Here is a 22,181-nt window from a genome sequence, read left to right as displayed (position 1 = left end):
TTTTCGTATCACTCAGCCTGGTAGCGGGGGAACACACCGGTCGGCGCCGGTAGGGCGGTGCCCGGCTTCAGCCGGGTGCCAGTGGCGGCGAAGGTTCGATCGTCGGGAGCCTGCCCGAGCAGGTCGAGCAGCTTGGCCGACGACTCCGGCATCACGGGTTGGGTCAGCAGCGCGGCGATCCGTACGACCTCGAGCGTCGTGTACAGCACCGTGCCGAACCGCCGCTGGTCGTCAGCCGACTCCGACTTGCGCAGCACCCACGGCTCCTGGGCGGAGAAGTACCTGTTCGCCGACCCGAGCACGGACCAGATCGCCTCCAGTGCCAGGTGCATGGCGATCGCGTCGTAATGACCGCGCACCCGCTCCAGCAAGGCGTCGGCCAATTCGAGCAACGCCGTGTCGTCGTCGGTGAAATCACCTGGCTCCGGGACGATTCCGTCGAGGTTTTTGGCCACCATCGACAGCGAGCGCTGCGCCAGGTTGCCCAGCTCGTTGGCCAGATCGGCGTTGATTCGGCCGATGATCGCCTCCTCGCTGTAGCTGCCGTCCTGGCCGAACGGCACCTCGCGAAGGAAGAAGTAGCGAACCTGGTCGAGCCCGAACGTGTCGACGAGGTCGACCGGATCGACGATGTTGCCGACGGACTTGCTCATCTTCTCGCCGCGATTGAGCACGAACCCGTGCGCAAACACCCTGCGCGGCAACTCAATTCCCGCCGACATCAGGAACGCCGGCCAGTAGACCGTGTGGAACCGGATGATGTCCTTGCCGATCATGTGCAGATCCGCGGGCCAGAACCGCCGGAAGGCCTCCGACGACGTATCCGGAAAGCCCACGCCGGTCAGGTAGTTCGTCAACGCGTCCACCCACACGTACATGACGTGGTCGGGATGGTCGGGAACCGGCACACCCCAGTCGAACGTGGTGCGCGAGATCGACAGGTCCTTGAGGCCACCGGAGACGAAGCTGACGATCTCGTTGCGCCGCACCTCGGGCTCGACGAACTCCGGATGCGTCCGGTAGAGCTCCAGCAGCCGGTCGGTGTAGGCCGACAGCCGGAAGAAATACGTCTGCTCCTCGGTCCACGTCACCGGCGCGCCGGTTTCCACCGCGACCCGAACGCCGTCGGCGCCGACGGTGGTCTCGGCGTCGGTGAAGAACCGTTCGTCCCGAACCGAATACCAGCCCTTGTAGGCGTCCAGGTAGATGTCGCCGGCGTCGTTCATCCGGCGCCAGATCTCCTTGGACGCCTCGTAGTGGTCGGCATCGGAGGTGCGGATGAACCGGTCGAACGAGATGTTCAGCTTCTCCTGCAGGCGCTGGAACACGTCGGAATTTTGCCGCGCCAGGTCGGCCGTCGGAACACCGAGCGCCTTCGCCGCCTCGGCCATCTTCAGGCCGTGGACATCGGTGCCGGTCAGGTACCGGACGTCGAACCCGTCCAACCGCTTGAACCGGGCGATCGCGTCGGTGGCGATGTACTCGTAGGCGTGTCCGACGTGCGGATCGCCGTTCGGATAGGCGATCGCGGTGGTGATGTAGAAGGGCTCGCTCATTTGAACTCAGCTTATGGTGTGGCAGTGAGCGACAAGCGTCCAGGCAGAAGGGAGCAGCCCCCCGCCCCGGCTCCGCTGAGCCCGCTGATCGACGCGCACACCCATCTCGATGCGTGCGGCGCGTCGGACGCGGCGAGCGTGACCGCGATCGTCGACCGCGCCGCGGCGGTGGGTGTGCGGGCCGTCGTCACCATCGCCGACGATCTGGACTCCGCCCGCTGGGTCACCGAGGCCGCCGACTCCGACGAACGCGTCTTCGCCGCCGTCGCCCTGCACCCGACGCGTGCCGACGCGCTGACCGACGAGGCCAAAACCGTCATCGAGCGGCTCGCGGGTCATCCCCGCGTCGTCGCGATCGGCGAGACCGGCCTGGACCTGTACTGGCCCGGCAAGCTGGAGGGCTGCGCGGAACTCACCACCCAGCGAGAGGCCTTCGCGTGGCACATCGACCTCGCCAAGCGCACCGGCAAGCCGCTGATGATTCACAATCGGGACGCCGACGACCAGGTTCTCGACGTGCTGGAAGCCGAAGGCGCCCCCGAGACTGTGATCTTCCACTGTTTTTCCTCCGGGCCGGAGATGGCGCGTCGCTGCATCGACCGGGGCTGGCTACTGAGTTTGTCGGGCACCGTCAGCTTCAAGAACGCCAAAGCGCTGCAAGAAGCCGCGACGCTCATTCCGGCCGGGCAAATGCTCGTGGAGACCGATGCGCCGTTCCTCACGCCCCACCCGTACCGCGGCGCGCCCAACGAGCCCTACTGCCTTCCTTACACTGTGCGAGCGTTGGCGGAGATCATCGGTAAGCCGGCAGAGGTGGTCGCGCGGGAAACCACGACGACAGCCGAACGCGCTTACGGCCTTGCGAGTTGCTGACTCGAGGCCTCTCCGTTACCGTCTTGTGACCGAAAGCGAAGTGCCACGAGGATGTGGCGCTCCGTCCGATAGTCGGGGATATACGACGTTTTGAACACTTTCATAAAACTCCACGAGGCACGCTCACCGTTACTTCGTCTGCTGGTCGGTGCGACGTTGCTCGCGCTCACCTTCGCCGGTGGCTACGCGGTAGCTGCGCACAAGACCGTCACGCTGACCGTCGACGGCAACTCGACGACGGTGGCGACCATGAAGTCGCGGGTGATCGACGTGGTCGAGGAGAACGGGTTCGACGTCGGTGAGCGTGACGACCTCTTTCCGGCCGCCGATCAGCAGGTCCACCAGGCCGACACGATCGTGTTGCGCCGCAGCCGGCCGCTGCAACTCTCGCTGGACGGCCAGGGCAGCAGGCAGGTGTGGACGACCGCGTCGACGGTCGACGAGGCGCTCAGCCAGCTGCAGATGACCGACAAGGCGCCCGCCGCCGCGTCGCGCGGCAGTCGGGTTCCGTTGGCAGGGATGTCGCTGCCCGTTGTCAGCGCCAAGACGGTGCACATCAACGACGGCGGAGCCACGCGCACGGTCACGTTGGCCGCCCCCGATGTGGCCGGCTTACTGGCCGCGGCGGGCGCTCCGCTCGAGCAGCGTGACACCGTGGTTCCCGCGCCGTCGGCTCCCGTCACCGACGGCATGCAGGTCGATGTGACGCGCAATCGCATCGACAAGATCGCCGAGCGTGTGCCCCTGCCGCCCGGCCTCAAGCGCATCGAGGATCCGTCCCTGAACCAGAGCCGCGAGGTCGTCGAGGACCCGGGGATGCCGGGCACGCAGGACGTGATCTTTGCGGTGGCCAAACTCAACGGCATCGAGACAGGAAGATTGCCAGTAGCCAATGTCGTCGTGGCCCCCGCCCGTGAAGGCGTCGTGCGGGTGGGCACCAAACCCGGCACCGAGGTGCCGCCGGTCTCCAACGGCTCCACGTGGGACGCCCTTGCGCGGTGTGAAGCCGGTGGTAATTGGGCGATCAACACCGGGAACGGTTTTTACGGTGGCGTCCAATTCGACCAAAACACATGGGAGCGCAACGGTGGTCTGCGGTATGCTGCGAGAGCCGATTTGGCGACAAGAGAAGAACAAATAGCGATTGCTGAAGTCACTCGGGCGCGACAAGGGTGGGGCGCGTGGCCGACTTGTAGCGGGAGGATTGGTGCGCGCTGACCATTCGACTACTCGGGCGGACCGAGATACGACAACTGGCGAAGGCGATCGACTTCCGGCCCCGCAAATCCTTCGGCCAGAACTTCGTCCATGACGCCAACACCGTACGGCGGATCGTTTCGTCGTCCGGTGTGCACAAGCATGACCACGTGCTCGAGGTCGGGCCCGGTCTGGGCTCGCTGACGCTGGCGCTGCTCGATCGCGGCGCGCGGGTGACCGCCGTCGAAATCGATCCTGTGCTGGCCCAGCAGCTACCGACCACGATCGCCGAGCACTCGCACAGCGAGATCAACCGGCTCACCGTGCTCAACCGCGACATCCTCGGATTGCGCCGCGACGAGCTCGACGAGGAGCCGACGGCCCTGGTCGCCAACCTGCCGTACAACATCGCGGTTCCGGCGCTGCTGCATCTGATGGCCGAGTTCCCCTCGATCCGCACCGTGCTGGTGATGGTGCAGGCCGAGGTCGCCGAGCGCCTCGCTGCCGAACCCGGCGGCAAGGACTACGGCGTGCCCAGCGCCAAGGTGCGTTTCTTCGGCAAGGTCCGCCGGTACGGCATGGTGTCGCCGACGGTGTTCTGGCCGATTCCACGGGTGTACTCGGGCCTGGTCGGCATCGAGCGCTACGAGACGTCGCCGTGGCCCACCGACGAGTCTTTCCGTGAGCAGGTGTTCGCGCTGATCGACATCGCGTTCGCCCAGCGGCGGAAGACGGCGCGCAACGCGTTCGCCGAGTGGGCTGGTTCGGGTAACGAGTCGGCGCGCAGGCTGCTCGCGGCCAGCATCGACCCGTCGCGCCGCGGTGAGACCCTCTCGATCGCCGATTTCGTCCGGCTGCTGCAGCGGTCCGGGGAGGTCGACGAGCCGACGTCGAGATCCAAGGGCTCGATCACCGTCCGCTGACGCCTCGTGCCGCGGGGTCTACTGCAACGCGCGGACGATCAACGCGATGAACTCGCGGCACGACTGATACCGGTCAGCGGGCGTCTTCGCCAACGCCTTGGCCATGATCGAGTCGAAAGCGCGCGGCAGCCAGTCGATTTCCCGTGAGAACCGCGGCGGCGGGTGATGCAGGTGCGCCTCGACCAGCCCAACGCGGGAGTCCTCCCGATACGGCGGTGATCCGGTGATCAGCTCGACCGCCGTGCACGCCAGCGCGTATTCGTCGGTGGCCTCCGACGGCGCCCGCCCGGCGATCAATTCCGGGGCCGAGTACGGCAGCGAGGCCTCCACCTCCGTCGGACGACGACAGAAGTCGTCGGTCAGCTCGACGGCCACCCCGAAGTCGATGAGCACTGCGCGCGAGCCGTCGGGCTCGATCAGGATGTTCGCGGGTTTGACATCGCAGTGCACGATCGCGCGGTTGTGGATGAAGTCGAGCGCATCGGCGATCTGGCCGAGGGCGGCCAGACGTTCGGGCACTGTCCGCAGCCGCTGCACCCCGCCACCGGCGACGAACTCCATCGTCAGCCACCCCGGGCCCCGTTCGTACACGGTCACGATGTGGGGGTGGTCGAGCCGGTGGGCGAACTCGAACTCCCGTCGCAGGCGGGCCGAGTGGGCGCGGTCGCGCGCCAGGTCGTCGAGGACCTTGAGCGCGACCACCCGCGCCGGGTTCTCGGCGTCGTGCACCCGGTAGACCGTGGCGGATCCGCCTCGGCCGAGAATCTCGTCGACCACGTAATCGTCGAACCGGTCGCCGACGGACAGCACGAGCTCAGACTAATGCCGCGGCGACGTGCACCTTCGGAGACGGCTGCCCGCGCTCTGTCCCTCCGATAGTGTCGTGACGTGCCAGGCTGGAACGGGAACACCGCCTCCGAGTGGGTCCCCACCGGATCGGTCACCGTGCGGGTGCCCGGCAAGGTCAACCTCTATCTGGAGGTCGGTGACCGCCGCGACGACGGCTATCACGAACTCACCACCGTGTTCCACGCCGTGTCGCTGCTCGACGAGGTCACCGTCCGCAACGCCGACATGCTGTCGCTCGAGATGTCCGGTGAAGGCGCCGAATCGCTACCCGCCGACGAACGCAACCTGGCGTGGCAGGCGGCCGAGCTGATGGCCGAGCACGTGGGCCGCGCCCCGGACGTGGCGATCACGATCGACAAATCCATCCCCGTCGCCGGCGGGATGGCGGGCGGCAGCGCCGACGCGGCCGCAGTGCTGGTGGCGATGAACACCCTCTGGGAGCTGGGCGTGCCGCGCCGCGACCTCCACACGCTGGCGGCCCGGCTCGGCAGCGACGTGCCGTTCGCGCTGCACGGGGGGACGGCGCTCGGCACCGGCCGCGGCGAGGAGCTGGCGACGGTGCTGGCCCGCACGACCTTCCACTGGGTGCTGGCGTTCGCCGACGGGGGGCTGTCGACACCGGCGGTGTTCACCGAGATCGACCGGCTGCGCGAGTCGGCGGGACCCGACCGCGAGGCCCCGCCGCGCCTCGACGATCCCGAGCCCGTGCTGGCCGCGCTGGCGTCGGGCGATGCCGCGCAACTCGCCCCGCTGCTCGGCAACGACCTGCAACCCGCGGCGCTGAGCCTCGACCCGGGGTTGCGCCGCACGCTGCGGGCCGGCACCGAGGCCGGGGCGCTGGCGGGCATCGTGTCCGGATCCGGCCCGACGTGCGCCTTCCTGTGCGCATCGGCGGGTCAGGCCGTCGATGTGGGCGCGCAGCTCGCGGGCGCGGGCGTGTGCCGCACTGTGCGGGTCGCCAGCGGCCCCGTCCAGGGCGCCCGGGTGGTGCCGACGCCGTCCACCTCGGTGTAGTCGCTCGAGCGTTCGGTGTGGACACGAACGCCGTGCGCTCGGCGGGTGTGGCGGGGTGTGACCCAGACCTCAATTATCACGAGAGTTTGGCGGCTACTTAAGAGTTGCCTAAGATGAGCGATGGTGAAGATTAGCTGTCACGCATCGGACGCGATTTTCTTTCCCGCCGCAGACGCCGGCGGGCGCCTCGTCGGATATGGCGCAGGCTTCGGTGCATCACCATTTCGAGACTCAACCGCTCCCGATTCGTGTGCGCGCCTTCGCGACCGCGCCTCTGATCAAGCGGAGGATATGACGTGGGCATTTGCGCTGACGCCGATGTCGTCGGCGCAGCGGCTCCAAAAAACGAGGAGGGCGCCGTGAGCCGATTCACCGAGAAGATGTACCGCAATGCCCGCACCGTCACGACGGGCATGGTCACCGGTGAACCGTACGAACCCGTCCGCCACACCTGGGGTGAGGTGCACGAGCGGGCGCGTTGCATTGCCGGCGGTCTGAAGAAGGCCGGCATCGGCCTCGGCGACGCGATCGGTGTGCTGGCCGGCTTCCCGGTCGAGATCGCCCCGACCGCGCAGGGCCTGTGGATGCGCGGCGCCAGCCTGACCATGCTGCACCAGCCCACGCCGCGCACCGACCTCGCCGTCTGGGCCGAGGACACCATGAACGTCGTGCGGATGATCGAGGCCAAGGCCGTGATCGTGTCCGAGCCGTTCCTGGTCGCCGTCCCGGTGCTCGAGGAGCAGGGCATCAAGGTCCTCACGATCTCCGACCTGATGGCCAACGAGCCGATCGACCCGATCGACGTCGGCGAGGATGATCTCGCGCTGATGCAGTTGACGTCCGGCTCGACGGGCTCGCCCAAGGCCGTACAGATCACCCACCGCAACATCTACTCGAACGCCGAGGCGATGTTCATCGGCGCCAAGTACGACGTCGAGAAGGACGTCATGGTCAGCTGGCTGCCCTGCTTCCACGACATGGGCATGGTCGGCTTCCTGACGATCCCGATGTACTTCGGCGCGGAGCTGGTCAAGGTCACGCCGATGGACTTCCTGCGCGACACCCTGCTGTGGGCCAAGCTCATCGACAAGTACAAGGGCACGATGACCGCGGCCCCCAACTTCGCCTACGCGCTGTTCGCCAAGCGGCTGCGCCGTCAGGCCAAGCCGGGCGAGTTCGACCTGTCGACGCTGCGGTTCGCGCTGTCGGGCGCCGAGCCCGTCGAGCCCGCCGACGTCGAAGACCTGCTGGACGCCGGTGCCCCGTTCGGGCTGAAGCCAGACGCCATCCTGCCCGCCTACGGAATGGCCGAGACGACGCTGGCGGTCTCGTTCTCGCCGTGCGGCGCGGGCCTGGTGGTCGACGAGGTCGACGCCGATCTGCTGGCCGCCCTGCGCCGCGCCGTGCCCGCCACCAAGGGCAACACCCGGCGCCTGGCCTCCCTGGGCCCGCTGCTGCGTGACCTCGAGGCGCGCGTGATCGACGAGCAGGGCAACGTGATGCCGCCGCGCGGTGTCGGTGTCATCGAGCTTCGCGGCGAGTGCCTGACCCCCGGTTACATCACCATGGGCGGGTTCATCCCGGCGCAGGACGAGCACGGCTGGTACGACACAGGCGACCTTGGCTATGTCACCGAGGACGGCAACATCGTCGTCTGCGGCCGCGTGAAGGACGTCATCATCATGGCCGGCCGCAACATCTATCCGACCGACATCGAGCGCGCCGCGTGCCGTGTCGAGGGGGTTCGGCCGGGCTGCGCCGTCGCCGTGCGCCTCGATGCCGGCCACTCACGGGAGACGTTCGCCGTCGCCGTCGAGTCCAACGCCTGGCAGGACCCCATCGAGGTGCGCCGCATCGAGCAGCAGGTCGCCCATGAGGTGGTGGCCGAGGTCGACGTGCGTCCCCGCAACGTCGTCGTGCTCGGACCGGGCACCATCCCGAAGACGCCGTCGGGCAAGCTGCGCCGCAGCAACTCGGTTTCGCTCGTCACTTAGCACCCCCGCGGGCAGCTGGGATAACGAGCTGTCGGTGGATGTCGATACGGTCGGTGTGATGCCTTCCGCCCCTGCCATCGAGGCGATCGATCTCGTCAAGCGCTTCGGTGACGCCCCCGGCGGACCGGCGGTCGACCACGTCAGCTTCATCGTTCCGCCCGGTACCGTGCTCGGCCTGCTCGGCCCGAACGGTGCGGGCAAGACCACCACGGTGCGGATGATGACGACGCTGACCGCACCCACCAGCGGGACCGCCCGCGTCGCGGGCTACGACGTCGTCCGCGAACCCGACCAGGTGCGCCGCAACATGGGGCTGACCGGTCAGGTCGCCACGGTCGACGAACTGCTCACCGGCCGCGAGAACATCCGATTGATCGGCGGGCTCTACGGCATCCGCAGGAAAGACCTCAAACGGCTGGGCGATCGACTGCTCGATCAGTTCTCGCTCGCCGACGCCGCCGACCGTGTGGTGAAGTCCTACTCGGGCGGCATGCGCCGCCGCCTCGATCTCGCGGTGAGCCTGCTGGCATCGCCACCGGTGTTGTTCCTCGACGAGCCGACCACCGGCCTGGATCCGCGCAGCCGCAGCGAATTGTGGGATGCACTAAGGGAATTGGTCAGGCAGGGCACCACGCTGCTGCTGACCACGCAGTACCTCGAGGAGGCCGATCAGCTCGCCGACAACATTTTGGTGATCGACAAGGGTCGCATCATCGCCGAGGGGTCGCCGCTCGAGCTCAAACAGCAGGCGGGAAATGCCAGCCTGGTCGTCACCGTGACGAAAGCCGAGGACCTGCCTGCCGCCGAGGCGCTGCTGGCGAGAGGCGGCGCCGAGGTGTTCGTCAACGCGGGCGCCCGCGAGTTGACCGCGCCCGCCGACGGACTCGACGACATGATCCGCGTCGCGGGGTGGCTGCGGGAGAGCGACATCGCGGTCGACGACATCGGGTTGTCGCGACCGAGCCTCGACGACGTGTTCCTGTCTCTGACCGGCCACCGCAGCGAAGAGGAGGACGGCGCGTGACCGCCGAAGGCGTCGAAACCATCGCGCCGCCCGCTCGAGGACATGCGCGACGGGTGCCGCTGCACACCCCGAACATCGCCGAGCAGTCGTGGATCATGGTCAAGCGCAACCTGATCCACACCAAACGCATGCCCGAGATGCTCAGCGACGTCACCGCACAGCCGATCATGTTCGTGTTGCTGTTCGCGTTTGTGTTCGGCGCCTCGATCCCCAATCCCGGAGGAACGAACTACCGCGAGTTCCTGCTGCCCGGCATCCAGGCGCAGACCATCGTGTTCTCGGCGTTCGTCGTGGCATCCGGCATCACCGCCGACGTCGAGAAGGGCATCATCGACCGGTTCCGGTCGCTGCCGATCTCGCGGTCCTCGGTGCTCATCGGCCGCAGCATCGCGAGCTTGATCCACTCCTCGCTCGGCGTGGTGGTGATGGCGCTGACGGGCCTGGCGATCGGGTGGCGGATCCGGGGAAGCGTCGCCGAGGCGGTGCTGGCCTTCGCCCTCGTCCTGATCTTCGGATTCGGCATGATCTGGTTCGGCATCCTGATCGGGTCGCTATTGCGCACCGTCGAAGCCGTCAACGGCGTGATGTTCACCGTTCTGTTTCCGATCACGTTCCTGGCCAACACGTTTGTGCCCACCGAGCCGATGCCGCACTGGCTGCGGGTGATCGCCGAATGGAATCCAGTGTCGTCGCTCGCTCAGGCGATGCGTCAACTGTGGGGCAACGGCGGCCCCGCGCCGGAAAGCGCGCAGCTTCCGCTGCACCATCCGGTGCTGGCGACCGTCATCTGGTCGCTGGTGCTGACCGCCCTGTTTGCGCCGTTCGCCCTGCGCGCCTACGCCCGCCGCACGGGAAGCTAGCCGCGGATCGCGACCGTCGTCCATGCGGGCAGTATCGGTGCCCGGGTGAGGAAGTGGTCCGATTGCCCGGTCGCGCGTAACAACGCCTGCATCCGCAATATGCAGCAGCCCATGCGGACCATCGCGAAGATCTCGTACCAGTCGAGATCCTGCAGTGGCCGACCCAGCATCTCCTCATAGCGGTCGACCACCGAGGCGCGGCTGTCGAACCCCGCAAGTTCGGGGTCGAGGTCGAGCCCATTGACCTCGAGCATCTGCTTGCGGGTCGCCAACCACCAGGCGACGTCGGCTTCGGCGGGGCAGATGCAGGCCTGTTCCCAGTCCAGGGCCCCGACGAGTTCACCGTCGTCGTCGAAAATGGCATTCGACAGTCGTGCGTCGCCCCAACAGATACTCAAATCCGTTGTCGGAGAAGGCAAACGGTCCGCCAGCCAGTCGAATGCCTCGATCATCACGTCAGGGAGCTGGTCTTCGGTGCTCCAGCGGGCGTATCCGCGCCACCAGTCCAGCTCGGCGGCCACGCCCACTCCGCCGGTCCGCGCCAGCCACGGCGCCGATTCAACCGGAACGCTGTGCAGCCGAGCGAGCGTCTCGACGAACGAGTCGTGGGCGCGGCGCTGTACCGCAGGGCCCGCGTCGTGGAGCCAACCACGCGTGGCGTAGGAGGTGTCAGATGGGGTGTGGCCAACAATGCGCGGCATCACAAGAAACTTCGAGCCGATCCAGGACGGATCGGGTTCGTAGAGCAGCGGTGACGGAGTCGCGACACCGTGGGTGTGCAGCAGTTCCTGCGTGCGCGCCTGCGCCTGGAGGTCGTACTCCGGAAAGATCCCGCCACCGGCCGGCGGAATGCGGATCACGTACTCGGTCGACGCTCCGTCGGCGGTGACCGCGAAAACCAGCGACTCGCTGGACCACCCCGCTGCCCGGTTGGCCGTCCGCAGCTCCGACACCTCGACGTCACCGGAGGACCGCTGCGCGAACCAGTCGCGCAGTCGCACGCGGGCGGCGGACAGATCGCGCTTGACGAGAGCGATTCCGACCATGCGAACAGGGTTACACGAGCGCGGTGCAATGTAAAGGAATGAACTGTGACATCGAGCAGCACGAATGTAATACGCTGTCGCCGTGACTCAACCCGTCACGTTCGGCGACATCGGCGACACCACCAAACCCCTCGCGGTGCTGGTGCACGGTTTCCCGGACACCCCGTTCACCTGGCGTCACCTCGGCCCCGCGCTGGCCGACCGGGGATACCGCGTCGTCGCGCCGTGGCTGCCCGGATACGACGCTCCTGTCGGACGTCCGATCGGCGTGGGCACCTACGCCCGGCACGTGCTCGACGTGGCCGCCCGACACGACGCCGACGGGCAGGCGGTTCTCATCGGCCATGACTGGGGAGCGCAGGCCGGCTACGGCGCGGTCGCTGTGCAACCCAACGCCTTTCGTCGCTTCGTAGCCCTTGCTGTCCCGCCGGTCGGCGCGCTCGCCGCGGGTCTTTTCACCTACCAGCAGCTGCGGCGCTCGTTCTACATCTGGTTCATTCAGCAGATCGGCCTCGCCGAGTCCGCGATGCTCGCGCCGGGTTTCTGGGAGGCGCTGTGGTCGGACTGGTCACCGGGTTACAACCCCGCCGACGACATCGCCGAACTGCGCAGACGGGTCGACTCGAACAACATCGCCGACGTCATCGCGCCGTATCGGGCATCGTTCAACCCGGACTTCGCCGATCCCGACACCGTCGCCGAGGCCGAGGCGACCATGCAACCACCACCGGTGCCCACGCTGTATCTGCACGGACGCGCGGACGGGGCCATCGGCGCGGACATCCTGCCCGACCTGGGCCCCCACTTGCCGACACCTGGCTCGGCCGCCGAAATCATCGACAACGTCGGCCATTTCCTGCATCTGGAGATGCCGGATCTGATCGCGGCGAAAATCGTCGCCTGGCTGGACACTAGCTGACCGCCCGACGCGTGTGGCCGACGTCCAGGCCCGCGGCGTGGCGCAGCTCGGCGAGGAAGTCCGCGGGAGTGCCGCCGCCGATCATGTAGTGGCACACCGCGATCCGCACCACCGCTGCCGCCGCGACGTCGCTGGCCTCGCCCGGGATGATCCGCGCGATGCGCTCGTGCATGATCGGCAGCACTCGTTTCATCTGGGACAGCACATGTTCAGGTTCCACATCGGCGAGCGAGCCCAGCGAGTAGGTGCTTTGGAACTGCACGATGAACCGCAGCGCCGCATCGAGCCGCTGCGGACCCACCAGTCCGGCCATGGCCGCGGCGATGCCCGCATCGAAATTGTCTTGTTCGTAGAGCCCGAACGCCTCGAGCAGGCCCTCCTTCGACCCGAAATGCCGGTAGACCGTCGGGCGGGAGACCTTGGCCTCGGCGGCGACGTCGGAGAGTTGAAGCCGGCGCCGGCCGTCACGCGCGAGCACCACGAACGTCGCCGCAAGAATGCGCCGCCGCGTCGACTGCTCGTCCAGATCCGGCATCGCCACCCTTTACACCTAAGCCATCAAATGTCACACTGACGCTACAGCAGACGCGTCCACGACGAGACATCCGTGGGCTTCATGTTAATCCGGTGCGGAGGGCAGCAGCGGTGACCGACCTGGTGATCCGCAAGATCGGCTGGGACTTCGACGCAGGCGTTCCGTTCAAATGGCAGCCGGCCAACCCCAACTTCGGGTTGTTCTGCAACGCATTCACGTTCATTGCCGTGCCGTTCGAGCGCTACATCGTCAGCGCGGTACGGATGGCGGCCGACCGGTTCGCCGAGACCCCCGCCGTCGCCGACGAAGCCGAGGCGTTCCTCAAGCAGGAGGCGCAGCATGCCGCCGCCCACCGCAAGCACATGCTCGCGCTCATCGCGCGTTACCCCGAACTCGAAGAGTGTTACGTCGACGCCTGCGCGGCCTACGACACGCTCATCGAGAGCCGGCCGGTGGAGTTCCACCTGGCGTACATCGCGAACCTCGAGGCGACGTTCACCCCGCTGTTCAAAGTGCTTCTGGACAATCGGGATTCGTTGTTCGGTGGGGGAGACGCGCGCGTCGCATCGCTGATGATGTGGCATTTCGTCGAGGAGATCGAACATCGCAGCTCCGGACTCATCCTGTCTCAGCACGTCGCGCCCAATCCTTGGTATCGCGTTCGCCACATCAGGGGCACGTTCCGCCATGTGGGCGGCATTGCCGATGCGATCGCCGGGGAGTTCGACCGCATCGTCCCGTTCGATGACCGTGGCGCGTCGACACGCGAACTGCTGTCCGGGGCGTTTCTGACCGGCGAACTCAAACAGCGTCTCGGCCGGAGCCACGGTGAAGGCGCACCCACGATCTTCCATTCGGTGCCCACGCGCCACCTGCTGACGATGGTGTGGCGCCTGGCGCTGTCGCAGACCCCGTATCACGACCCCGCCGATCAGCCCCTGCCCGAGTGGGCCGAGGAGTGGATGCGGGCCTATGACCGCGGCGACGATATGACGACGTTCTTCGGATCGTCCGCAGAAAGGTGACCTTTTGCTGACCACCAACTACGGCGGACTGGTGCCGGAGGACGAACTGCTGACGCACCAGATCGTCGACACGTTCGCGACCGTGAGTCAGTCCGATCCATCGTGGACCGAGAAGATCTGGACCATCGCCCACGCCCGGGACAACTCGCTGCAGGTGGTGCTGGGCGTCGGAAAGTACACCAACAGAGGGGTTTTCGACGGCGCCGCGGGTGTCTGTCGCGGTACCGAACAATGGACGGTGCGCGCTGGGCGCCGACTGTCGTTCGATCCGTCGGCCCCCGAGGTGGGGCCGATTCGCTACCGCGTCGAAGAACCGCTGCGCGCTGCGCGGATCAGTCTCGATCCGTCCGAGCACGCACCGATCGCCTTCGATGTGCAACTCGAGGGCACCTTCGACGCGGCGTTGGAGGACCCGTGGCCCGACCGCAGCCCCGACGGCTATCGGGTCACCCACAACGTCTTGCGCTACCACCAGATCGGCGTGGCGTCGGGCTGGGTGGAGGTCGAGGGTGACCGCACCGAGATCGCGCCGACCGACTGGATCTCGATTCGCGACCACTCGTGGGGGCTGCGCCCAGGGGTCGGCAAGCCCATCCCGGGCTTACCGCGCGGCGGTCGCAGGATCCGCCAGATGTTCATGACCTGGCTTCCGATGACGATGACCCGCCCCGACGGCTCGAGGTACTCGCTGTTCGTCATGTACCAGGAGGAGCGCGGTGACGGTTTCCTCGAAATCCGTTGTCAGGCCGAGCAACAGAACGATGACGGCACCGCCCACCGGTTCGTCTCCGTCGAACAGGACATGCACTTCACCGACGACAACCGGCGGTTCACTCACGGCGTCGTCACCCTGATCGACGCCGACGGCACGCGCCGGCCCCTGACGGTCACCGCCGCCGGGCCCACCGGGTTCCACCTCGGCACCGCCGGCTACTACGGCTGGAACGACTGGGTTTACGGCGAATGGGTGGGCGACCTGAAGGTCGAGGGCAGCCACGTCACCGACTGTGACACTCCGGAGAACGCCCGCAAACTGCATCAACTGCGTGACCTGCTGGTCCGCGTCGACGACCCGGTGGGTGGCGGCTCCGGATTCGGCAACGCCGAGACCTTCGCGCTCGGGGAGTTCCCCGAGCGGGGGCTCACCGCGCAGAACTCGTTCCTCTGATCGCTGGGCGTCGGCGGTCATTGGCCCAGCTGTGTGGCCAGCTGAGTATTGTGTACTATACCTAGCATGGTGCAGAGAGCAGGACGCCTGGAAGACCACCCCACGGTGCGCAAGGTGCGCGCCCGGCCGAGGCGGGCGCCCGGGGTCGTCGACGCGGACTGGCTGCGCCGGGTGTGCCTCGAGGCCGGCGCCGACGACGTCGCATTCGTCAGTGCCGACAACCCGGAGTTGGCGTCGGAGCATGAGCACGCCGATGCCGCCCTGCCCGGCGTGCGGAGTTACATCTCGCTCGTGGTGCGGATGAACCGCGACAACGTCCGCTCGACGGCCCGCAGCGTGGCCAACCAGGAGTTCCACCGCAGCGGCGAGATCATGAACGAGGCGGCCCATCGCATCACCCGCGCACTCGCGGATGCGGGCCATCGGGCGATCAATCCGTCGATGTCGTTCCCGATGGAGATGGACCGCTATCCCGGGCGCATCTGGGTGATTGCGCACAAGCCCGTCGCCGTCGCGGCCGGACTGGGTGTGATGGGCATCCACCGCAACGTCATTCATCCGAAGTTCGGCAACTTCATCCTGCTCGGTACCATTCTTCTCGCCGCACCGGTCTCCAGTTACGGTGAGCCGCTGGACTATTCGCCGTGCCTGGAATGCAAGCTGTGCGTCGCGGCCTGTCCCGTCGGGGCCATCAAGAAGGATGGCGGCTTCGACTTCCTGGCCTGCTCGGTGCACAACTACCGCGAGTTCATGGGTGGTTTCACGGACTGGGTGCAGACCGTCGCCGACAGCGAGGACGGTGCCGACTTCCGCTCCCGGGTGACCGACTCCGAGAACGCCTCGATGTGGCAGAGCCTGTCGTTCAAGGCGAATTACAAGGCCGCCTACTGCCTGGCCGTGTGCCCGGCGGGCGAAGATGTGATCGAGCCGTATCTCGACGACCGCAAGGCGTTCATGGACCTGGTGCTGCGCCCGCTGCAGGACAAGAAGGAGACGCTCTACGTGCTACCCGACTCGCCGGCCAAAGAGCATGCCGAGCGTCGGTTCCCCCACAAACAGGTGAAGGTCGTCGGCAGCGGGATTCGCGGCGTGTGACCGGGGCCGCGGCCCGTTCGCGGAATACATCGTCGTCGAGTCGGCGTTTGGCCATGCATGAAGACGACACTGCCGCTGCGTCGGCTGGTGACCATGGTTGCGGCAGTGCTCATCTCGGGTGCATCGCTGAGCGCACCCCTCATGGCGACGGCCGGCGCGGCGCCCACCGGCGAATGTCCCGATGTACAGGTGGTGTTCGCGCGCGGCACGGGGGAACCGGTTGGCATCGGCCGCGTCGGGCAGGGTTTCGTCGATGCGTTGCGCCCGCTCGTGGGCGACAAGTCGATCGCCGTGTACGCGGTGAACTATCCGGCGACGCGGGACTTCCTGCGCGCAGCGGAGGGCGCCAATGACGCCAGCCTGTTCGTGCAGAACCTGGCGACCACCTGCCCGGACACCCGAATTGTGCTCGGCGGGTATTCGCAGGGCGCGGCCGTCATCGACGCGATCGCGCTGGCGAACACGCCGACACTCGGGTTCACCCAGCCGATGCCCGCCGCCGTCGCCGACCACGTCGCCGCGGTCGCGGTGTTCGGCAACCCGTCCGTCCGACTGCTCGGCGGTCCGCTGACCGCGTTGAGTCCCGGATACGGTGCCAAGACCATCGACCTGTGCAACGGCGCGGATCCGGTGTGCTCCAACGGAAACGACGTGGCGGCGCACAGCCTCTACGTCGAGTCGGGGCTCGCCACGCAGGCGGCGCAGTTCACTGCAGCGCGCCTCGGCGGCGGGGCGCCGATCACCACGCTGTCCGGCCACACCGGAGGCTGACGCTCAGCCCCAGGAGTGCACGATGTTCTGCGCGGGCTCCACGCCCTGGGCGACGAGGATCTCGGTGGCGTCGGCGGCCTGCTCGCAGATCGTCGGGACGTCCTTCCACTCCGCGGAGGTGAACGTGCTCAGCACGAACTTCGCACCGTCCATACGGCCGGGAGGTCGCCCGATGCCGATCCGGACGCGCTGAAAGTCGTTGCTGCTCAACGCCGAAGCGACCGACCGCAGACCGTTGTGCCCGGCCACGCCGCCGCCGAACTTCAGCCGGATCCGGCCGAAGTCGATGTCGAGCTCGTCATGGATCACCACGACGTCGGCGGGAGGCACCGAGTAGAACTTGGCCAGCGGCCCGACCTGCCGACCCGACTCGTTCATGTAAGTGCGCGGTTTGGCCAGCACCACGGCCCGTCCGGCGAGGCGGCCGGTGACCACCTCGGCGCCGGACTTCTTGTGCACCTTGAATCCCGAGCCGATCCGGTCGGCGAGGATGTCGGCGACGAGGAACCCGAGGTTGTGCCGCGTGGTGGCGTACTGCGGTCCCGGGTTGCCCAGGCCGACCACCAAAAGTGGTTCGGCCATGCCGGACTACTCGGAGTCTTCGGCGGGGGCCGCTTCGGCGGAGTCGCCCTCTTCGGCCTCCTCCGCGGTCTCGGCGGCTTCCTCCTCGGCCGTCTCGCCACCGGCTTCGGCCTCGAGCTCCTCGGCCGACGGCGCCTCGACGACGTTGACCACCAGCATCTCCGGATCCGAGATCAGCGTGACGCCGGACGGCAACTCGATCGAGCCCGCGGTGAACTGGGTGCCGGCCTCGACGCCCTCGACCGAGACCGTCAGCTGCTGAGGAATCGACAGTGCGTCGGCCTCGACCTCGACCGTGCTGGCGTCCTGGGTGACCAGCGTGCCGGGCACCGCTTCACCCTCGATGATGACGTTGACCTCGACGACGACCTTCTCGCCGCGGCGCACGACGAGCAGATCGGCGTGCGTGATGGTGCGGCGGATCGGGTGGATGTCGAGGGCCTTGGTCAGCGCGAGCTGTTCCTTGCCGTCGATGTCGAGCGTCAGCACGGCGTTCGTGCCGGCGTTACGAAGAACCGCGGCGAAATCGTGGCCGTCGAGTTCAAGGTGCTGCGGATCGCTGCCGTGACCGTAGAGGACGGCGGGCACCTTGCCGTTGCGGCGGGCGCGGCGCGATGCGCCCTTGCCGGTCTCGGTGCGGACCGCGGCGGTCAGGTTGTTGGGGGCGTTCTTCGCCATGATGTGGGTGCTCCTGTCGTGTGCTCAGCACGGCCAGGGCTCAACCACAAGAGTTTCGCGTCGATAACGGTGACCTCCGCTTGCGCGGCCACCCTCGCCGTGATCACGGGTCAGGGTAGCCGGAAATACCGCTGCCGCCCAAATCAGAGCGGGAACTTGGTGTCCGTGAGCTGCTCGGAGAGCTCCCAGAGCGCGGTCGCCGTCTTGCCGTCGCGGGCCAGCGGACTGCGCAGCTGCGTCGGGCCCGTGGGACCGCGGCTGCCGAACCGGGGGCCGACGAAGGTGTCGCCCGGCAGGTCCTGGGCCACCGCGTACAGCGTCTGGCGGGCGCCGAACTCGGCGTCGGTGGCGAACACGCGGTTGGCCGCGAGCCAGAAGCGGGTCCCGACCGGGTTGCCGGTCTGGCCCTGCAGGTTGGTCGCGGAGTAGCCCGGGTGGGCGGCGATCGCCTTGATCGGCGAGCAGGCCTCGGTGAGCCGGCGCTGCAGTTCCTTGGTGAACAGCAGGTTCGCCAGCTTCGACTGGCCGTACGCGGGCCACGCCAGATACGGCCGGGCCTTCCAGTTGAGGTCCTTGAGGTTGATGCGGCCGAGCAGGTGCATCATCGACGACACCGTCACGACCCGGTCGCTGATCTTGGGCAGCAGCAGGTTGGTCAGCGCGAAGTGACCGAGGTGGTTGGTGCCGATCTGGCTCTCGAATCCGTCGACGGTCAGCGCGTACGGCACGGCCATGATGCCGGCGTTGTTCACCAGAACGTCGGCCGCGTCGACGCCGTCGGCGAAGGTGCGGATGGACGCGAGGTCCTGCAGATCGAGCTTGCGGACCTCGACGTCACCGGTGATCGCGGCCGCGGCCTCCTCGCCCTTCGCGGTGTTGCGGACGGCCAATACGACCTTGGCGCCGGCGCCGGCCAGTTCGCGCGCCGTGATGAGGCCGAGCCCGCTGTTGGCCCCGGTGACGATGACGGTGCGTCCGGTGAAGGAGGGCAGATCCGCGGCGGTCCAATCGCTCATGGCGACCACCTTATGAGGAAACCGCGAAACTGTGTTCCAGCAGGCCTTCACTCGTACTTTCGCTGCTGGAACACAGTTTCGCGGTCCTGTCGGCGCAGGCCATCAGAATCTGCCCATGGGGGAGATGTTCATCGGGTCAGAAGCCCTCGCGAAGGGCACCGTCACTCGGCATGAACTGGCCCGGTGGTACCGGAGGGTCTACCCGGATGTCCACACTCCGCGGGGACGGGAACTAACGCTTCCCGATCGCACAACCGGCGCGTGGCTGTGGTCAAAACGCGGTGGGATCGTCACCGGGGTCGCGGCCTCAGCACTTCACGGGGCGGATTGGGTCGACGCCGACATACCGATCGAGTTGGTCTACGAGTGCACTCGTCCGCCAAGAGGCGTCATCACTCGCAATGAACGCATCGCGCATGACGAACTCGTCTGGCAGGACGGGCTCTTCCTCGCCACCTCCGCGCGTACGGCCTTCGACCTCGGTCGACACTTGCGTCGCGGGCAGGCGATCGCGCGGCTCGACGCTCTGATGCGCGCCCAGCCTTTCTCGTCGGAAGACGTGTTGATCCTGGCGAAGCGGTATCAGGGCGCGAGGGGAGTGAAACGACTGAAGGCTGCGCTGCCCTTCGTCGACGGCGGCGCCGCATCGCCTCGCGAATCGTGGCTGCGGTTGCTTTTCGTCGACGCCGGACTTCCAAGGCCAACCACTCAGATTCCCATCGTCGACGAATACGGAAACCTCCTCCGGACGGTCGACATGGGCTGGGAGGACTTCATGGTCGTCGCCGAGTACGACGGCGATCAGCACCGCACGTCGCGCGCGCAGTACGTCAAGGACCAGCGAGTCATACCGCAGATCGAGCGGCTCGGCTGGATCGTCTTGAGAGTGATCAAGGAAGACCATCCGCGATCCGTGGTCCGGCGGGCATGGGACGCGCTGGTGTCGCGCGGTTGGCGGCCCTAGTCGTATCTCACCCCGCGAAACTGTATTCCTGCAGGCCTTCACTCGCACTTTCGCTGCTGGAATACAGTTTCGCGGGGCGAGTTACTTCGGCGGCGGCTTGGGGATCGCGACATTGAAGCCGCCGATGATCTTCTCGATGTCGGGGGCCTCCTCGACCGCCTTGTCCGCATACCCCGTCACCGTGAACTGGACGAGATAGCGCTGCTTGGCGGGCGGTGCGCCGGTCGCGATCACGATGCGGTTGTAGCTGTGCATCCGGGCGCCGTTCAGGTCGTAGCTGCCCTCGATCATCGCCGACGGGAAACCTTTGAAGTCGTCCATGGACGCGTTGAGGCGCTTGAAGTTCTGCGACATCTCGGCGTCGACGTACCCGTGCTTGATCGCCTCCCGCGGATCGAAGTCACCGGTCAGCTTCATCACCACCAGCATCGCGATCGGATAGGTCTCGCCCTTGGCGATCACCCTGGTGCCGGGTGCGAAGTTCGTGTTGAAGTACGGCTGCCAACCCGCGGGCGTCGGATACGACACCGTCAGGTCGGTGAGCTTCTCGGGGAAGACGGGCTGGCCCTTCACGCCTGCCCGTTCCAGGAAAGTCGCGATGGGAACCGGCTTCTGGTCGCCGGACGCTTCGGTGGACGTCGGCGACGACGACGTCGACCACACCGACTGGTAGTTGGGCGGTTCGGTGCCACAGGCGGACACGGCGGTCGTGCCGATGACCGCCACCGCACCGGCCAGAAGCGCAAAGCCCCGGCGTGTCACAGAATTTCGCGCACCGTGTCGATCGGCCGGGCCAGGCGGGTGCCCTTCGAGGTGACGACGAAGGGCCGCTCGATCAGGATCGGATTCGCGACCATCGCGTCGAGCAGTTCGTCGTCGGATGCATCCGCCAACCCGAGCTCGCGGTACAGCGACTCCTTCTTGCGCACGGCGGCCCGCACCTCGATGCCGGCGTCCGCGATCATCTTCTCCAGCTCGGCGCGTGTCGGCGGCGTCTTCAGGTACTGGACGATCTCGGGTTCGATCCCGTTCTCACGCAACAGATCAAGCGTCTTACGCGAGGTCGAGCACTTGGGGTTATGATAGATGACATTGTCCGCCATTTACGCCGACCCATCGAAAAGACTTGTGACAGAACCGTTGTCGAACACCGCGCGGATCGTGTTCGCCAACAGCGGCGCGATCGACAGCACGGTCAACTGCGGGAAGCGCTTGTCCTCGCCGATCGGCAGCGTGTTGGTGACGATCACCTCGCACGCCCCCGAATCGGCGAGCCGTTCCCGCGCGGGATCGGAGAGCACGCCGTGGGTCGCCGCGATGATCACGTCGCCCGCACCGTCCTGTTTGAGCAGTTTGACCGCGCCGGCGATGGTGCCGCCGGTGTCGATCATGTCGTCGGTCAGCACACAGGTCTTGCCCCGCACGTCGCCGACGACGCGATTGGACACCACCTCGTTGGGCTTCAGCGGGTCGCGGGTCTTATGGATAAAGGCGAGGGGGACGCCGCCCAGGGAGTCGGCCCACTTCTCGGCGACGCGGACCCGGCCGGAGTCCGGCGACACGACGACCATATCGTGATCGGCGTAGTGCTCGGCGATGTACCCGGTGAGCAGTTTCTGCGCGCGCATGTGGTCGACCGGGCCGTCGAAGAAGCCCTGGATCTGGTCGGTGTGCAGGTCGACGGTGACGATCCGGTCCGCGCCCGCCGTCTTGAGCAGGTCGGCGACCAGTCGCGCCGAGATCGGTTCACGTCCGCGGTGCTTCTTGTCCTGCCGTGCGTACGGATAGAACGGCAGGATCGCGGTGATCCGCTTGGCACTGCCGCGCTTGAGCGCGTCGAGCATGATCAGCTGTTCCATCAGGTGCTCGTTCAGCGGCGCCGGATGGCTCTGCAGCACGAACGCGTCGCAGCCGCGAACGGATTCGTCGAACCGGACGAAGATCTCGCCGTTGGCGAAGTCCCGCGCGGTCTGCGCCGTCACGGGCACGTCGAGCTCCTTGGCGACCTGCTCCGCGAGTTCGGGGTGTGCCCGACCCGAGAACAACATCAAGTTTTTGCGATTGTCGGTCCACTCGGTGCCCACAGTGCGCC

23 protein-coding genes are annotated in these 22,181 nt (G+C 67.1%); 13 read left to right on the top strand and 10 right to left on the bottom strand.

Annotated elements, in window-relative coordinates:
• Positions 1–8: 8 nt before the first annotated feature.
• Complete coding sequence (gene metG, locus A5752_RS20925) at positions 9–1,556, bottom strand: methionine--tRNA ligase (protein ID WP_067089517.1); 1,548 nt, start codon at positions 1,554–1,556, stop codon at positions 9–11.
• Positions 1,557–1,580: 24 nt separating this feature from the next.
• On the opposite strand from metG, the gene A5752_RS20920 reads away from it, so the two are divergent.
• The 3 genes from A5752_RS20920 (at position 1,581) to rsmA (ending at position 4,549) form a co-directional block, all read left to right on the top strand.
• Positions 1,581–2,429: a TatD family hydrolase gene (locus A5752_RS20920; protein WP_067089514.1), complete on the top strand. Its 849-nt coding sequence runs from the start codon at positions 1,581–1,583 to the stop codon at positions 2,427–2,429.
• A gap of 90 nt (positions 2,430–2,519) precedes the next feature.
• A complete protein-coding gene (locus tag A5752_RS20915; RefSeq protein WP_156614038.1) occupies positions 2,520–3,647 on the top strand; it encodes a resuscitation-promoting factor in 1,128 nt (375 codons plus the stop codon).
• A complete protein-coding gene (gene rsmA, locus A5752_RS20910) occupies positions 3,644–4,549 on the top strand; it encodes a 16S rRNA (adenine(1518)-N(6)/adenine(1519)-N(6))-dimethyltransferase RsmA (RefSeq protein ID WP_067089508.1) in 906 nt (301 codons plus the stop codon). The genes A5752_RS20915 and rsmA overlap by 4 nt, the downstream gene beginning before the upstream one ends.
• A gap of 18 nt (positions 4,550–4,567) precedes the next feature.
• Here the strand turns inward: rsmA and A5752_RS20905 are convergent, their stop codons facing one another.
• Complete coding sequence (locus tag A5752_RS20905; RefSeq protein ID WP_067089505.1) at positions 4,568–5,359, bottom strand: serine/threonine-protein kinase; 792 nt, start codon at positions 5,357–5,359, stop codon at positions 4,568–4,570.
• A gap of 78 nt (positions 5,360–5,437) precedes the next feature.
• Between A5752_RS20905 and A5752_RS20900 the strand changes: the two genes are divergently transcribed.
• The 4 genes from A5752_RS20900 (at position 5,438) to A5752_RS20885 (ending at position 10,290) form a co-directional block, all read left to right on the top strand.
• Positions 5,438–6,412, top strand: a complete 975-nt coding sequence (locus A5752_RS20900) for a 4-(cytidine 5'-diphospho)-2-C-methyl-D-erythritol kinase (protein WP_067089503.1) — start codon at positions 5,438–5,440, stop codon at positions 6,410–6,412.
• Between the two features lie 359 nt (positions 6,413–6,771).
• Positions 6,772–8,406, top strand: coding sequence for a fatty acyl-AMP ligase (locus A5752_RS20895; RefSeq protein ID WP_067089500.1), 1,635 nt, complete (start codon positions 6,772–6,774; stop codon positions 8,404–8,406).
• A 58-nt stretch (positions 8,407–8,464) separates the two neighbouring features.
• Positions 8,465–9,430, top strand: a complete 966-nt coding sequence (locus A5752_RS20890; RefSeq protein WP_067089497.1) for an ATP-binding cassette domain-containing protein — start codon at positions 8,465–8,467, stop codon at positions 9,428–9,430.
• 20 nt (positions 9,431–9,450) lie between these two features.
• A complete protein-coding gene (locus A5752_RS20885; RefSeq protein WP_067089659.1) occupies positions 9,451–10,290 on the top strand; it encodes an ABC transporter permease in 840 nt (279 codons plus the stop codon).
• Here A5752_RS20885 and A5752_RS20880 read toward each other — a convergent pair.
• Complete coding sequence (locus A5752_RS20880) at positions 10,287–11,336, bottom strand: phosphotransferase family protein (protein ID WP_067089494.1); 1,050 nt, start codon at positions 11,334–11,336, stop codon at positions 10,287–10,289. The two genes, A5752_RS20885 and A5752_RS20880, sit on opposite strands and share 4 nt — an antisense overlap.
• Positions 11,337–11,418: 82 nt before the next feature.
• Between A5752_RS20880 and A5752_RS20875 the strand changes: the two genes are divergently transcribed.
• Entirely contained in the window at positions 11,419–12,255 is an 837-nt protein-coding gene (locus tag A5752_RS20875) for an alpha/beta fold hydrolase (protein WP_067089491.1), read from the top strand.
• Here the strand turns inward: A5752_RS20875 and A5752_RS20870 are convergent.
• Positions 12,248–12,790, bottom strand: a complete 543-nt coding sequence (locus tag A5752_RS20870; protein WP_067089489.1) for a TetR/AcrR family transcriptional regulator — start codon at positions 12,788–12,790, stop codon at positions 12,248–12,250. The genes A5752_RS20875 and A5752_RS20870 overlap by 8 nt on opposite strands.
• A gap of 110 nt (positions 12,791–12,900) precedes the next feature.
• On the opposite strand from A5752_RS20870, the gene A5752_RS20865 reads away from it, so the two are divergent.
• The 4 genes from A5752_RS20865 to A5752_RS20850 all read left to right on the top strand — a co-directional run bounded on the left by A5752_RS20865 (position 12,901) and on the right by A5752_RS20850 (position 16,849).
• Positions 12,901–13,815 carry a metal-dependent hydrolase gene (locus A5752_RS20865; RefSeq protein ID WP_067089486.1) on the top strand — a complete coding sequence of 305 codons (915 nt, stop codon included), beginning with the start codon at positions 12,901–12,903 and terminating at the stop codon, positions 13,813–13,815.
• A gap of 4 nt (positions 13,816–13,819) precedes the next feature.
• Complete coding sequence (locus A5752_RS20860) at positions 13,820–14,983, top strand: Rv3169 family protein (RefSeq protein ID WP_067089483.1); 1,164 nt, start codon at positions 13,820–13,822, stop codon at positions 14,981–14,983.
• A 66-nt stretch (positions 14,984–15,049) separates the two neighbouring features.
• On the top strand, positions 15,050–16,078 hold the full coding sequence (locus A5752_RS20855; protein ID WP_067089481.1) for an epoxyqueuosine reductase: 1,029 nt from the start codon (positions 15,050–15,052) through the stop codon (positions 16,076–16,078).
• 57 nt (positions 16,079–16,135) lie between these two features.
• Positions 16,136–16,849 carry a cutinase family protein gene (locus A5752_RS20850; protein WP_067089478.1) on the top strand — a complete coding sequence of 238 codons (714 nt, stop codon included), beginning with the start codon at positions 16,136–16,138 and terminating at the stop codon, positions 16,847–16,849.
• Between the two features lie 3 nt (positions 16,850–16,852).
• Here A5752_RS20850 and pth read toward each other — a convergent pair whose 3' ends face one another.
• The 3 genes from pth to A5752_RS20835 form a co-directional block, all read right to left on the bottom strand.
• The gene (pth, locus tag A5752_RS20845) at positions 16,853–17,431 is read right to left on the bottom strand and encodes an aminoacyl-tRNA hydrolase (protein ID WP_067089475.1); all 579 of its coding nucleotides are present in this window, start codon (positions 17,429–17,431) and stop codon (positions 16,853–16,855) included.
• 6 nt (positions 17,432–17,437) lie between these two features.
• Positions 17,438–18,109 (bottom strand): 50S ribosomal protein L25/general stress protein Ctc, encoded by a 672-nt coding sequence (locus A5752_RS20840; RefSeq protein WP_067089473.1) that lies wholly within the window; start codon positions 18,107–18,109, stop codon positions 17,438–17,440.
• 143 nt (positions 18,110–18,252) lie between these two features.
• Entirely contained in the window at positions 18,253–19,125 is an 873-nt protein-coding gene (locus tag A5752_RS20835; RefSeq protein WP_067089470.1) for an oxidoreductase, read from the bottom strand.
• A 115-nt stretch (positions 19,126–19,240) separates the two neighbouring features.
• Here A5752_RS20835 and A5752_RS20830 point away from each other — a divergent pair, with 115 nt between their 5' ends.
• The gene (locus A5752_RS20830) at positions 19,241–20,089 is read left to right on the top strand and encodes a putative endonuclease domain-containing protein (RefSeq protein WP_067089468.1); all 849 of its coding nucleotides are present in this window, start codon (positions 19,241–19,243) and stop codon (positions 20,087–20,089) included.
• An 81-nt stretch (positions 20,090–20,170) separates the two neighbouring features.
• Here the strand turns inward: A5752_RS20830 and A5752_RS20825 are convergent, their stop codons facing one another.
• From A5752_RS20825 to A5752_RS20815, 3 genes are read right to left on the bottom strand one after another with little or no spacing between them, the layout of a single operon-like run.
• Entirely contained in the window at positions 20,171–20,851 is a 681-nt protein-coding gene (locus A5752_RS20825) for an LpqN/LpqT family lipoprotein (protein ID WP_067089465.1), read from the bottom strand.
• Positions 20,848–21,192, bottom strand: a complete 345-nt coding sequence (gene arsC, locus A5752_RS20820; RefSeq protein WP_067089462.1) for an arsenate reductase (glutaredoxin) — start codon at positions 21,190–21,192, stop codon at positions 20,848–20,850. Before arsC ends, A5752_RS20825 begins: the two co-directional genes overlap by 4 nt.
• Positions 21,193–22,173 carry a ribose-phosphate diphosphokinase gene (locus tag A5752_RS20815; protein ID WP_067089459.1) on the bottom strand — a complete coding sequence of 327 codons (981 nt, stop codon included), beginning with the start codon at positions 22,171–22,173 and terminating at the stop codon, positions 21,193–21,195.
• Between the last annotated feature and the right edge of the window lie 8 nt (positions 22,174–22,181).

The sequence above is a fragment of the Mycobacterium sp. 852002-51961_SCH5331710 genome (assembly GCF_001665535.1).
GTDB lineage: Bacteria > Actinomycetota > Actinomycetes > Mycobacteriales > Mycobacteriaceae > Mycobacterium.
Note: the sequence above shows the minus strand (reverse complement) of the source record. Positions and strands in the feature narration are given on the sequence as shown.